Source organism: Emticicia sp. 17c (assembly GCF_037153985.1).
Taxonomy (GTDB): Bacteria; Bacteroidota; Bacteroidia; order Cytophagales; family Spirosomataceae; genus Emticicia.
This window is the reverse complement of record NZ_JBBAYI010000011.1, coordinates 195,678-208,343: the sequence shown is the minus strand read 5'-3', so window position 1 is coordinate 208,343 and position 12,666 is coordinate 195,678. Positions and strand designations below refer to the sequence as shown.

Here is a 12,666-nt window from a genome sequence, read left to right as displayed (position 1 = left end):
TTCATTTTTTAAAATTACTCACCTGCATTTTGAACTCAATTCAATATAAATATCGCCCCGAAAATTTAACCATTTCAGAACCGAACAAGTACAAGCCCGAAAACTTGCATTCGGAAGAAATGATTCTGAATCTGGGGCCACAGCACCCTTCTACGCATGGTGTTTTGCGGCTAGAAGTTATAACCGACGGCGAAATTGTGGTAGATGTTGTGCCTCATTTGGGGTATCTGCATCGATGCTTCGAGAAACACGCACAAAGCCTGCCATTTAATCAGATTATTCCTTATGTGGACAGAATGGATTATCTGGGAGCAATGAATTCGGAACATGCCTATGTTATGGGTATTGAAAAAATGCTGGGTATTGATAAGGACATTCCGAAAAGAGTGGAATACATTAGGGTATTAGTGGCCGAACTAAACCGCATTGCCTCACATTTTATTGCCATTGGTACTTATGCGCTTGATATTGGAGCTTATACACCTTTTTTGTGGCTTTTCCGCGACCGTGAGCATATTTTACGCCTCCTTGAATGGACTTGTGGTGCCAGAATGCTCTATAATTATATTTGGGTAGGTGGGCTGTTTTATGACTTGCCCGTAGGTTTTGAAGACCGCTGCAAGGCTTTTGTTAATTACCTGAAACCCAAACTAGTTGAGTTACAACAACTTGTAATCGAGAATCAGATTTTTATCAATCGTACGGCTAATGTTGGAGTTTTACCGCTTCCGGTAGCTATTAATTATGGCTGCACGGGGCCTGTTTTGAGAGGGTCAGGGCTTAAATGGGATTTGCGTAAGGTTGATGGCTACTCGGTTTACCCTGAACTTGAATTTGATATTCCGATAGGCAAAGGCGAAGCCGGACAAGTAGGCGATTGCTGGGATAGAAATAATGTACGTGTGTTAGAATGCTGGGAGTCACTCAGGATGATAGAACAATGTCTGGAAAAACTGACAAAAGAACATACACGAACCAAAGAATTTGACCCGCAGGCACTTGTACCAAAAAAAATAAGACCCCCTAAAATGGATTTTTATGCCCGTGCCGAAAATCCTAAAGGGGAATTAGGATTCTTCTTCCGTACTGACGGGCGGTCAGATGTACCTGTGAGGGTTAAAGCCCGCGCTTGTTCATTTAATAATCTGTCGGTGTTACCAGAAATCTCACGCGGTGGTATGATAGCCGACCTGATAGCCTCTATTGGCTCAATTGATATTGTAATGGGAGAAGTAGACCGCTAAAACAACGATTTTATTTTTCTGGCGAATACCCCTGCCACGGCTTTGAGGAAAGGAACTTTAGGCACCGAATTTAGTATTTTTAGCTCTTCCCAGAGATTGGTGTCACCGTCTAGAAATTTGAATACCTGCGCAGGGGCATTTTTATTGTATAGAATAGCAAATACATCTGCCGCAGGATGTCGCTTTTGTTCAAGTACGTTCAAAAATACGCTGGCATATAACTTAAACCGCTTGTTAAAATAGCTTCGGCGCACTATCGGGCTTCCATTTTTTTCAAGTGCGGCTACAATTTCTTTTAATTTACGTTGGGTATTCTGAAAAGTATAGCCCGTAGCAGGGTTTGTGTAACCGCCCGCGGTTCCGATTCTGACAATATGCTTACTTGGGTACTCCTGTGTGGCTACATCACTCATAGGTATTATTCCAAATTCTTCTTCCAGAATTGTATAAGATACTAGCCCTAGTTTTTCGGTAATATACTTTTTTAATTGTCTGTCGTATTCTTCTTTTTCGAGCAGGTTCTCAGTAAATAGCGTGTACTCTATTAAAGCCGTATGTGCGTCGAACGGAAGAATATAAACAAATCGGCACTCGTTATATTGTTCAATACTGAAATCCATCATGAGAGGCTTTTCTGTATCGAAAATTGCTTTTTCTGACTTGATTACATACCCCTTGAAATGCTGTAACAAATTATGGTTATCGGGTAAGGTAAGGTTAAGTTTATAAGTGCTATCGAAAACTATTGCTGCCTCAAAAATCGACCCTTTTTCCGTTTCAACAACCGCACCGTTTTCAGTATCATTGATTGAACTTACCTTGTCATATAACCATGTTACATTCAGATTCTGCTGTAACTCAGCTTTAACGAACTCATAAAAATCAATCCCTCGCAGTAATTTGTAATGATATGAACCTATGTCGAGGTTTTGTTTTTTAGCAGAAGCATCTACAAACTGAACTGTTTTCCAGTTTTTGAAGAGAATTTTTTCAAACGTATTTTCTGTTGTTTCCCAAAAAGCCCAAGTACGGTCGTTGGCTTTTTTTTCTTCAGGCTCAATAATCAGTATGGATGCTTGCGACAACCTGCTATGCGTCAGGTAATACGCTAGAGACAATCCGGCCATACCGCCGCCACAAATAATATAATCGTATGATTTCATTAAATAAAAACCTCACAAGTAGTTGTGAGGTTTAGTGTTTTGTCGATAATTTTTTACACATGAACGTGTCTTTCAGCATGATAACTCGAACGTACCAACGGCCCTGACTCTACGTATTTAATACCACGTTTCAACCCTTCTTCACGATACATCGCAAAAGTATCAGGATGAATAAACTCTATTACTTCATGGTGCATTTTGGTAGGTTGCAAATATTGCCCCAGCGTCAGAATATCCAGCCCGTTATCAGCCAAATCGTCCATTGCCTTAAAAACCTCCTCTTGTGTTTCGCCTAAGCCCAACATAATGCCGGTTTTAGTGCGTTTGCCAAACTCTTTTGTTCTACGGGTTTGTTCCAGACTACGGCTGTATTTGGCTTGTGGGCGTACATTCCGGTACAAACGCTCTACGGTTTCCATATTGTGCGAAACAACCTCTTGTCCTGCTGAAATCATTCTGTAAAGTGCTTCCCAGTTACCTTTTGTATCAGGGATTAGTGTCTCAATAGTTGTCTGTGGCGACATTTCCTTCACTGCCCTTACAGTCTGATACCATATTTCGGCCCCTTTATCTTTCAATTCATCCCGATTTACCGATGTAATCACTGCGTGTTTTACCTGCATCAGTTTAATGGCTTCTGCAACACGGCGTGGCTCGTCGGTATCATATTCGTTCGGGCGACCCGTAGCTACGGCGCAAAAAGTACAGCTACGTGTACACACATTTCCTAAAATCATAAAGGTTGCCGTACCCTCGCCCCAGCATTCACCCATATTAGGGCAATTACCTGACTGGCAAATGGTGTGCAACTTATGCTCGTCAACTAAACTACGTACTTTTTTGAAATTTTCGCCGATAGGCAACTTAACCCTCAACCAATCCGGGCGGCGAGTTCGTTGTTCGGTACTTACAACGGGTGATTCTGTCATTGCTCTAATAACTTAAGTTCTGGGTAATACCCCTACAAAGACACAAAAGTATTATTTTTTAAGGCTAACTGAAAGTAAAATATCGTATTTGCTTATTTCTGTTTTTGCTTTTTGTTACCAAAGTAAATAGTCAGGTAACCTGCAGTATAAAAGCGTGAATTGGTTGTAAGCTGGTTTGACATGATTTCAGGGGTTTTGCTGAAAAGTTCGGCAGTAACGCCAATTTCAACACCTGTCATGCTATTATTGAAAGTGTTCATGTCAATATTTGCGGCCAGTTTCGCATGAAAACCCGGGTTTAGCTTCATACCCACGAAAAGGTCTTGCCAGATTCCGGCTGCTCCTTGTATTCTGTTGGGGTCTTTATCATGAATATTAGGGTCATACTGCACTATATCTATGGAACCACGCCCATTTACATCATACTTGATATAATAAGGTTTTTGTAAACCAATAGACGGCCCACCGGCTACAATTACACTAATACCGATACCATCATCTCCGTTTTGCTTAAAATATACTATTTCTCTGCCGTATTCGGGGCGTAGAGAGAAAAAGTAGTTTCTTTTTCCTCGAATATAACGATTAGCAATAGTGCTTGGTTCCACTCTTTCTTTTGGGTGTTTAATATTTACAGCCTCAAAAGCAATATACTGGTGCATAGGGTAGTCTTTGTATCGGCCAATTGCTTTGGAATGACGCACCACCAAGCCCCCTAATAAACCCGAATTGGTATTAGTAGTTAGCCCATAAGCAAACATCTTATAATCTTCTTTCTTGGTCTCCGATTTGGTTTCAGTTTTTTTCGCTGTCGAAGATTTGCGTTGTGCAAAACTACTTGTCACGACAAGCAGCAGCATTATACTTAGTAAACTTATTCTCACGGGTGAAATATTTATTTTCCGTCTATTACCGATATCAATAGATAAAGATAAATTCTTTTTTATAAATACAAACATTAAAAATGACAAATTTGTTAGGTGGTTGCTCAGTTTCTTGAAAAATACTTAATTTAAACGTAATTTTGAGAGGTATTATTCAAAGAATAGCATAGAATTTATTAAAAACATCATAAAAATGCCAACTTCTAAAATTATTTATCTGGGCGAACTACGCACACAGGCTACTCATTTGCAATCGGGTGTTGAAATCATTACTGACGCTCCTACCGATAACCACGGCAAAGGTGAGGCTTTTTCGCCTACTGACCTAACGGCTACCTCATTAGGCAGTTGTGCCATGACCATCATGGGAATTACTGCACGCCGCGATGAAATTGACTTTTCGGGTTCTACCATTGAAGTAACCAAAGTAATGTCGGCCGAATTGCCACGTAGAATTGCGAAAATAGAAGTTAATTTTATGATGCAAACCCCTGAAGAGTTAACAGAAGAAATAAAGCAAAAGTATATACGTGTTGCCCACACCTGCCCTGTGGCTTTAAGTTTACACCCAGATATTGAGCAGGTTTTCAATTTTAAATGGCATGTTGCCGAACCAGCCTGACGGGTTGTTATCTCACCCAAAAAACAGAAAGGAGAAGCGATGAAACTTCTCCTTTTTGTTTTTATAATTAAGCTACTTGGCTTACAATTTCGTCAAATCTGATGTCAAAATGAGAGGCATCATATACGCATTTACCATCCTGAATTAACAAAACTTGCGGCGATTGATGCTCAATAGCAAAGTCTTTGGCAATTTTGTTAGAAATACTTCTGTAACGCAGTAAATCCAGATAAAAGGGTTCAATATTCTTAGCTTTTGTGTCGTCCCAAGCTCTTTCTATGCGCCCTAGAGAGGTGGCACTTATTGAACAAGTAGTACTATGCTTGAAAAGCAAAACCGGATGGTCAAAAGATTTTTGTTTGATTTCGTCTAACTGTAATTCGTCGTTGATATGCTGCCAGTTCATTATATTTAACTTTTGTACTGGTTTTATAACCAAAAGCCTGTTACAAAAGTTTCTTGACGCAAGTATCTGAAAGTGTCTTGTTTACGATAAGTAATTACGGTAAATAATCATGAGCTGATACCTAGCATTCAGGATTTTGAGGGCGAAAAACTTGACCAAATTTGTTTTTTTTAAAAATTTCAGGAATTTAGATACAATTCCTACATAATTCGGCACCGAAGATTTATCGTTCTGATTTACAGCAACACTCCAGGCAATACAATAATAAGCCAGCGCATTGGTAATATCCATGAGCGAGTGCACAAATATATTCTGTGTAATAAAATGGTAATCGCTATAAAATACGTCTTTAATCAGGATGAGAGATACCCCGATGGCCCCTATCCAGTAGCTTTTTTTGTTCACAGGTCTGAAGTACCCAAGCACCACCAACACAAACAATTCAAAAGCATATAGCACTGTAATCAGAAAAACAGTATCAGGAATTACCTTCAATAAAACAAAACCAAAAAAGAAAAATACAAATCCTGCCGGAATAGCCAATTTTAAGAGGTTTTTACGCTCAAGGCTATATACGTGTGTTCCTTCTTTCTGAAATATAATAATGTAAACCAAATGCACAATACAAGCCAGAGTAATCTGAGTAAGTTCACCATTATTTTTATAATTAATAATAATGGTGGCATCAGCAAAACCACCCAATACATACGCAAAATATACTAGTTTATCAACACCTGAATGCTCCCATTTACGTGCAAACCCGTAGTATACCCCAATCATTGGCATTAATAGTGTGCTACCAATGAGCAGAGCCAGGCTATCTTGATACAAGAAAGCATAGATATTGTACATTACTAATATGGCTAATAATATAGTAACTACTCTTTGCATTAGTCAGAATAATCTATCAATTTATAATTAACAAGGTTTGGCAATACATTTATTGTAACAAAAATAAGTCCAATAAATCTCGATGATAAAAATTGAGATTTAAAAACTTGAACATCAAACGGATAGAAGGGTTTTGATATAACACTTCATGGCTAATAGTATATCAAAACATGTGCTAAATATATACTATATGTTTTAAATTTTAAAAAAAAATTCGATTTTTTTTTCAATACACCTTCCAAAACAAACTTTTTACAGCCACTTATCCACATTTTAACGCCATTTATCGGTTTCACACATTTTTTTTAAATATTGGTACATTTTTTGACAATCTTTATATCCGAAAATAAGTCCCCATTTTCAGAAAAAAATAGCCATTACGATAACCTAAAAATCAATTTTATGAAAGACCTGCCAAAACAGATGTTGTATGTGAATGACGTTTTCAGTACAGCTCGCGACCTCGGACTCATTCAGGTGAAGGCACAGCAAGACGGAGAATCGAGCCGTAAGATTTCAATAGATGGAAAATCTTATGTCAGTTTTATGTCGAATAATTATCTTGCTTTCGAAAACGATGAGAGAGTGAAAGAGGCCGCCATTGAAGGCATCAGAAAGTATGGAATGCAAACTTCCATTTCGAGAATGTATATGTCGTTTGACCACTATCTTGAACTGGAAGATAAATTAGAGAAGATTTTTGGTTTGCCCACATTTCTTGCTTCAAGTACCACACTAGGGCATTTTGCCTACCTCCCTGTTATCATCGGTAGAAACGATGCAATTATTCTTGACCAGTTTGTTCATGAAAGTGTTCAGCTTGCAGCTAATAATTTAAAAGCTGATGGCTATCATGTTGAAATGATTAAGCACAGCCAAATGGAGATGCTGGAAAGAAGAATAAAAATTCTAAGCGAAAAATACGACAATGTCTGGTATCTGGCCGATAGCGTTTACTCAATGCACGGCGACACCGCTCCTTTAAAGGATGTTGAGGCATTGCTAAATACATACGAAAAATTCAGAGCTTATATTGATGATGCCCACGGCATGAGTTGGATTGGCGAAAACGGTAAAGGATTTGCCTTACACAACATACCCCGCCATGAGAAATTATATGTTATTACATCATTAAATAAAGGTTTTGGTGCATTTAGTTCTGCGCTGATTTTTCCGAATCAGTTAACCAAGCAAACCGTTTATAACTGTGGTGGCGCGCTCCGATTCTCGGCTCCGACACTACACGCTGGTATAACTGCGGCATCTTGCATTGCTGATATTCATTTATCTGACGAAATTTACGAAAGACAAATGCGCCTGAACGAATTAATTAATGTTTTTGCACAAAAGTCTAAAGAGTTTAACCTTCCGGTAATTAATTATGCGCACACACCACAGTTCTTTTTGGGTCTTGGTAGTGTAGAATTACTGATTCGTTTTTCTCAGTTTCTGATGAGCAAAGATTTCCTACTAAGCCCGTCAACAGTTCCGGCGGTTCCTGTAAAACATTCAGGTTTCCGTATTTCGTTAAGCCTTTACCAAACAGTTGAAGACGTTGTCAATCTGGTTGATTTGCTGGCCGAATATATCGAAGTACTCGAAAAAGAAGGCGTATTTAATAAAGAACAAGTTTTGAAAGGCTTTAAAATGAGCGATAAACAACGCCAGCTAGTATAAGAGCCTGACAACATAATATTTATAATTTAACCTCCATCTGATAAGAATGGAGGTTTTTTTATGGTTTAATCTTAGTTTATTAATAAATTTGTCTTTCTTTTATCCAATTCTTTAGGTGTATCCTGAGTTTTTTGCCTATCTTTATAACAAACTTAACCGCATTCATCAACACTAAGTATTTTTACTTATACTAAAAGTACCAATCAACTATAAATGAGCCTTAATACCGATAACATCCGCCTAGTATTTGGACTGAAACTAAAACAACTGCGTCTCGACAAGGGGATGTCACTCACCGACCTAGCCCAGAAGTCAGGGCTTTCGATGTCGTATATAAATGAAATTGAAAAAGGCAAAAAATATCCGAAGTCTGATAAAATTGTTGCACTAGCCGAAGCGATGGGTGTCGACTACGACAGTCTGGTTTCTCTCAAACTCAATAAAAAACTCGAACCTATTTCAGAACTGCTGCATTCAAATTTTCTGACTGAACTTCCCTTTGAAATTTTTGGAATCTCTCCTGCCGACCTCCTCGAACTTCTCTCCGGTGCCCCTACAAAACTTAGTGCTTTTATCAGTACCATTATTGAAATAGGGCGTAATTATAACATGACCGTCGAGCAGTTCTATTTTGCAGTTTTGAGGTCATATCAGGAAATGCACGATAATTACTTTCCTGAACTCGAAGACGCAGTCGACCAGTTTCTTGCAGAAAACAAAATAAGCCCCGACCAACAAATTGATGAATTTTATTTATCTAATCTGCTCACAGATAAATATGGTTTCACGATAAAATACTTCGACGAAGAAGACTACCCCCATATTATTAATATACGTTCGGTTTTTTTGCCTAAAACCAACACTTTACTTATTAATAAACGTATTACTTCAGACCAACGAGCCTTTACACTTGGCCGTGAGTTGGGGTTCCTGTACATGAAAATGAAAGACCGCCCCTACACTTCTTCATGGGTTGAGGTAAAGTCTTTTGAAGAGATACTGAATAACTTCAAGGCATCTTATTTTGCAGGTGCAATTCTGATTCGTAGAGAAAAACTACTTGAAAAACTAGAACATCTTTTTAGCCAGGAAACATGGAATGATAAAACCCTGATTGACCTCGCAGAGCATTTTCAGGCTACACCAGAAACCCTTTACCACCGAATCAGCAACGTATTGCCCAAGTACTTTGGTATTGATGGTATTTTTTTCCTACGGTTTGAAGCACCTGCCGGCAAAAAAGATTATCACCTTACCAAAGAAATGCACCTTTCAAAACGCCATACCCCTCATGAAACCCAACAGGAACATTACTGCCGCCGCTGGATTTCGCTGAATATATTAGATGATGTGTCGGATTTGCAACAAAAAAGTGAAATAAAAGACCCACTGGTAGGCGTACAGATTTCAAATTATGTTGATTCAAAAAGCCAGTATTTTGTAATGTCGATGGCTCGCCCGCTGAACATTATTTCTCACTTGAATATAAGTGTTACAATGGGCTTTGAAATGGACGATAAACTACGGGCAAAATTCAAATTCCTGAACGACCCCAAAATACCCGTGCGTGATGTAAACCAAACCTGCGAACGTTGCAGTCTTTTTGATTGTAAAGAGCGTGTAGCGGCTCCGGTAATTTTACAGAAAAAACGTCAGATATACAACATGAAGCAAGCTTTAAAAGCTATGGAATAATAGCTCCTTTATAGCTGCCTTCTGCTAGCACGGTACAATAGCTGGCAGAAGGTTTTTTTGTGCCTCAAAAATGGTCTGCCAGTAACTTTCGGTACTAATCTTCAAGTTTAGAATAAAAAAAGAACTAACTTGCATACTAAATACAGCTTTCAAAAAGTTTATATCGAAAACCTATAATCTTTGCCTCATGCTACAACCAATTTTGCTTCAAGTTCCCGACTCAACTTCAACTGCAGCAAATGTCGAATCAATTAATTATTTAAGCCTTTTATTGAAAGGTGGCGTTGTTATCTACCCTTTATTATTCTTGTTGTTTTTAGCCATATTTTTTATTGTCGAACGCTATTTGTTTATCAAAGCGGCTTCAAACATTGATTTTGGCTTTTTAAGAACTCTAAAAGACAATATTTTACGCGGCGATTTACGTACAGCCATCACCCTTTGTAAAAGCACCAATCTGCCTATTTCACGAATCCTTGAAAAAGGTATTACACGTATTGGCCGCCCCGTTGAAGACATTCAAAGTGCTATGGAGATACAATCAAACCTTGAAATATCTAAGATGGAAAAAAACATTGGGTATCTGGGTCTGATTGCGGGGGTTGCTCCAATCCTTGGGTTTATTGGTACTATTTCAGGTATCATCAGAATTTTCTATGATATTGCTGCCACAGGAAACTTTACCATTGAAATTATTGCCAATGGTCTTTACGAAAAAATGATTTCTTCGTTTACAGGTCTTGTAGTTGGAGTAATTGCTTATTCGGGTTATCATGGCATTAACATGATGATTGACAAATTCAGTATACATCTGCAAGCTACCGTAATGGATTTCCTTGATACCCTCAACGAGCCTGTCAGATAAGGTATTAATCATTCACTCATTATCATCATGAGACTCAAAAGACAAAGAAGATTTGAAGCCGAAGTATCAACAGCATCGTTAAACGACATCATGTTTTTTCTGCTGTTGTTCTTCCTTATTATATCAACGCTTGGGAATCCTAACGTAATCAAGTTGTTATTGCCCAAATCGTCGAAATCAACGCACGATGTAAGTAAGCAACCGGTTTCGTTAAGTATTACTAAAGACAAAGTATATTACATTAACAATACTCCGGTGCCTTTTCCTGAATTAGAAGCAAGGCTCGTTGAAGCTACCAGCAAAATGGACGAACCAACCGTTGTACTCAGAGCAGAAAGTTCATTGACCGTACAGGATTTAGTAGATGCCATGTCGTTAGGGGCAAAACTTAAAATCAGAATGGTACTGGCAACCGAACTTGCCAAGTAAATGCTATTATTTTATTGCTATATCTGAATTAGGCGATAAATTATCGTCTAATTTTTTTTTATATCCTTCCTTAAAGTCTTTAAATTGCGTGTTTTCTGTATATTAGTTTTCCCGACAATGACAAATAAAACCAAATACCACATTTGATGGTTGTTTTCTGAAGTAACACAACAAGTATGAATTTCAAAGAGATTATAAATAGTGAGCCAATTTTTGAAGTAATTGCCCAGTCGGCCACCGAATTGGGCATTGAAGCCTATGTAATTGGTGGCTATGTAAGAGACTTATTACTTAAACGCGCTAATAAAGACATTGACATAGTTTGTTTAGGAAGTGGCATAGGGCTTGCCGAAAAAGTAGCCAGTAAATTGGGCAATAACGTACATGTAAGTTTTTTCAAGAATTTTGGTACTGCCCAGATTAAATTCAATGACCTAGAAATAGAATTTGTTGGTGCCAGAAAAGAATCATACAGACATGACTCCAGAAAACCGCTGGTTGAAGACGGCACGCTGGAAGACGACCAGAACAGGCGTGATTTTACCATCAATGCCATGGGTATTTCGTTAAACCTTAAAGATTTTGGCCAGTTAATTGACCCTTTCGATGGCGTAAATGATTTACAGAAAAAAACTATACGCACGCCACTTAACCCTGAAATTACGTTTTCTGATGACCCTCTTCGTATGATGCGCGCCATCAGGTTTGCCTCTCAACTGGGTTTTGATATTGAAGGCACTACGTTTGATGCCATTGCAGCCATGAAAGACCGCATCGGTATTGTATCGCAGGAGCGTATCATTGAAGAATTAAATAAAATCATACTTTCGCGTACGCCTTCTTATGGCTTCAAGCTATTATTTTATACCGGTTTGCTACAAATTATTTTTCCTGAATTCTGCGAATTACAAGGCGTAGAAACCATGGATGGCAAAGGTCATAAAGATAACTTTTACCATACCTTGCAGGTACTCGATAACGTAGCTATAAAATCAGATGATTTATGGCTTCGCTGGGCAGCAATTCTGCATGATATTGCCAAGCCTGCCACAAAACGTTTTCATCCGAAAGCGGGGTGGACTTTCCACGGACACGAAGAACTGGGAGCTAAAATGGTGCCTGCTCTTTTCAGGAAACTAAAACTTCCTTTAGATAGCAAAATGCGCATGGTTAAGAATCTGGTCAGGTTACACCTCCGCCCTATTGCTTTGGCAAAAGATGGCGTAAGTGACTCGGCACTAAGACGTTTACTTTTTGAAGCCGGAGAAGACATTGATTCACTGATGATTTTATGCAGGGCCGATATTACTTCAAAAGATTATAACAAAGTAAAACGCTACTTGTCTAACTACGACAAAGTAGAAGAAATGTTGATAGAATTGGACGCCAAAGATAAACTTCGTAATTTCCAGCCCGTTATTACAGGCGAAATTATTATGGAGGCTTTCGACCTGAGCCCTTCGCGTGAAGTAGGAAATATAAAAATAGCTATCAGAGAAGCTATTCTGGAAGGTATTATTCCGAACGATTTTGAAGTAGCCTATGACTATATGATAGCCGAAGGAGAAAAACTTAATTTAAAACCTGTAAAAACAAAAGAAGAGTTACGAACATCAGTTGTACCTAAATCTTAATATAAATATATATGAACGACGAAAGCGCAAAATTTAAAAGAACCTTAGGAGGTATATTAACAGGACTTGGCTTATTACTATTACTTTTTGCTTGTGCTGCTTTTATGTCGAGCAGTAACAAAGTAATGGGGTTCGATGTATCAGGAGCCAGAAAAATTGCGCCTGCGGTTCTCGGACTTATTCTGATGGTGTCAGGTGTAGGCATGATTAACCGGACTTAAGTTCAA

13 protein-coding genes are annotated in these 12,666 nt (G+C 38.5%); 8 read left to right on the top strand and 5 right to left on the bottom strand.

Annotated elements, in window-relative coordinates; all coding sequences use genetic code 11:
- The first annotated feature begins 26 nt into the window (after positions 1–26).
- The gene (locus WAA15_RS19885; RefSeq protein ID WP_337044609.1) at positions 27–1,244 is read left to right on the top strand and encodes an NADH-quinone oxidoreductase subunit D; all 1,218 of its coding nucleotides are present in this window, start codon (positions 27–29) and stop codon (positions 1,242–1,244) included.
- Here the strand turns inward: WAA15_RS19885 and WAA15_RS19880 are convergent.
- From WAA15_RS19880 to WAA15_RS19870, 3 genes are all read right to left on the bottom strand, one after another.
- Positions 1,241–2,407: a lycopene cyclase family protein gene (locus tag WAA15_RS19880; protein WP_337044582.1), complete on the bottom strand. Its 1,167-nt coding sequence runs from the start codon at positions 2,405–2,407 to the stop codon at positions 1,241–1,243. The genes WAA15_RS19885 and WAA15_RS19880 overlap by 4 nt on opposite strands.
- A 53-nt stretch (positions 2,408–2,460) precedes the next feature.
- Positions 2,461–3,336, bottom strand: coding sequence for a lipoyl synthase (gene lipA, locus WAA15_RS19875; RefSeq protein ID WP_337044581.1), 876 nt, complete (start codon positions 3,334–3,336; stop codon positions 2,461–2,463).
- 92 nt (positions 3,337–3,428) lie between these two features.
- On the bottom strand, positions 3,429–4,220 hold the full coding sequence (locus tag WAA15_RS19870) for a hypothetical protein (RefSeq protein ID WP_337044580.1): 792 nt from the start codon (positions 4,218–4,220) through the stop codon (positions 3,429–3,431).
- A 193-nt stretch (positions 4,221–4,413) separates the two neighbouring features.
- Here WAA15_RS19870 and WAA15_RS19865 point away from each other — a divergent pair, with 193 nt between their 5' ends.
- Complete coding sequence (locus WAA15_RS19865) at positions 4,414–4,842, top strand: OsmC family protein (protein ID WP_337044579.1); 429 nt, start codon at positions 4,414–4,416, stop codon at positions 4,840–4,842.
- A 67-nt stretch (positions 4,843–4,909) separates the two neighbouring features.
- Here WAA15_RS19865 and ytxJ read toward each other — a convergent pair whose 3' ends face one another.
- Entirely contained in the window at positions 4,910–5,248 is a 339-nt protein-coding gene (ytxJ, locus tag WAA15_RS19860) for a bacillithiol system redox-active protein YtxJ (RefSeq protein ID WP_337044578.1), read from the bottom strand.
- Between the two features lie 81 nt (positions 5,249–5,329).
- Positions 5,330–6,139 (bottom strand): hypothetical protein, encoded by an 810-nt coding sequence (locus WAA15_RS19855; RefSeq protein WP_337044577.1) that lies wholly within the window; start codon positions 6,137–6,139, stop codon positions 5,330–5,332.
- 402 nt (positions 6,140–6,541) lie between these two features.
- On the opposite strand from WAA15_RS19855, the gene WAA15_RS19850 reads away from it, so the two are divergent.
- The 6 genes from WAA15_RS19850 to WAA15_RS19825 all read left to right on the top strand — a co-directional run bounded on the left by WAA15_RS19850 (position 6,542) and on the right by WAA15_RS19825 (position 12,660).
- Positions 6,542–7,816: an aminotransferase class I/II-fold pyridoxal phosphate-dependent enzyme gene (locus tag WAA15_RS19850; protein ID WP_337044576.1), complete on the top strand. Its 1,275-nt coding sequence runs from the start codon at positions 6,542–6,544 to the stop codon at positions 7,814–7,816.
- Positions 7,817–8,029: 213 nt separating this feature from the next.
- Positions 8,030–9,511: a helix-turn-helix domain-containing protein gene (locus WAA15_RS19845; RefSeq protein WP_337044575.1), complete on the top strand. Its 1,482-nt coding sequence runs from the start codon at positions 8,030–8,032 to the stop codon at positions 9,509–9,511.
- A gap of 187 nt (positions 9,512–9,698) precedes the next feature.
- Positions 9,699–10,376: a MotA/TolQ/ExbB proton channel family protein gene (locus WAA15_RS19840; protein WP_337044574.1), complete on the top strand. Its 678-nt coding sequence runs from the start codon at positions 9,699–9,701 to the stop codon at positions 10,374–10,376.
- Between the two features lie 27 nt (positions 10,377–10,403).
- Positions 10,404–10,805 carry an ExbD/TolR family protein gene (locus tag WAA15_RS19835; protein ID WP_337044573.1) on the top strand — a complete coding sequence of 134 codons (402 nt, stop codon included), beginning with the start codon at positions 10,404–10,406 and terminating at the stop codon, positions 10,803–10,805.
- 176 nt (positions 10,806–10,981) lie between these two features.
- Positions 10,982–12,439 carry a CCA tRNA nucleotidyltransferase gene (locus WAA15_RS19830; RefSeq protein WP_337044572.1) on the top strand — a complete coding sequence of 486 codons (1,458 nt, stop codon included), beginning with the start codon at positions 10,982–10,984 and terminating at the stop codon, positions 12,437–12,439.
- 11 nt (positions 12,440–12,450) lie between these two features.
- Positions 12,451–12,660: a hypothetical protein gene (locus tag WAA15_RS19825; RefSeq protein WP_337044571.1), complete on the top strand. Its 210-nt coding sequence runs from the start codon at positions 12,451–12,453 to the stop codon at positions 12,658–12,660.
- Positions 12,661–12,666: the final 6 nt, after the last annotated feature.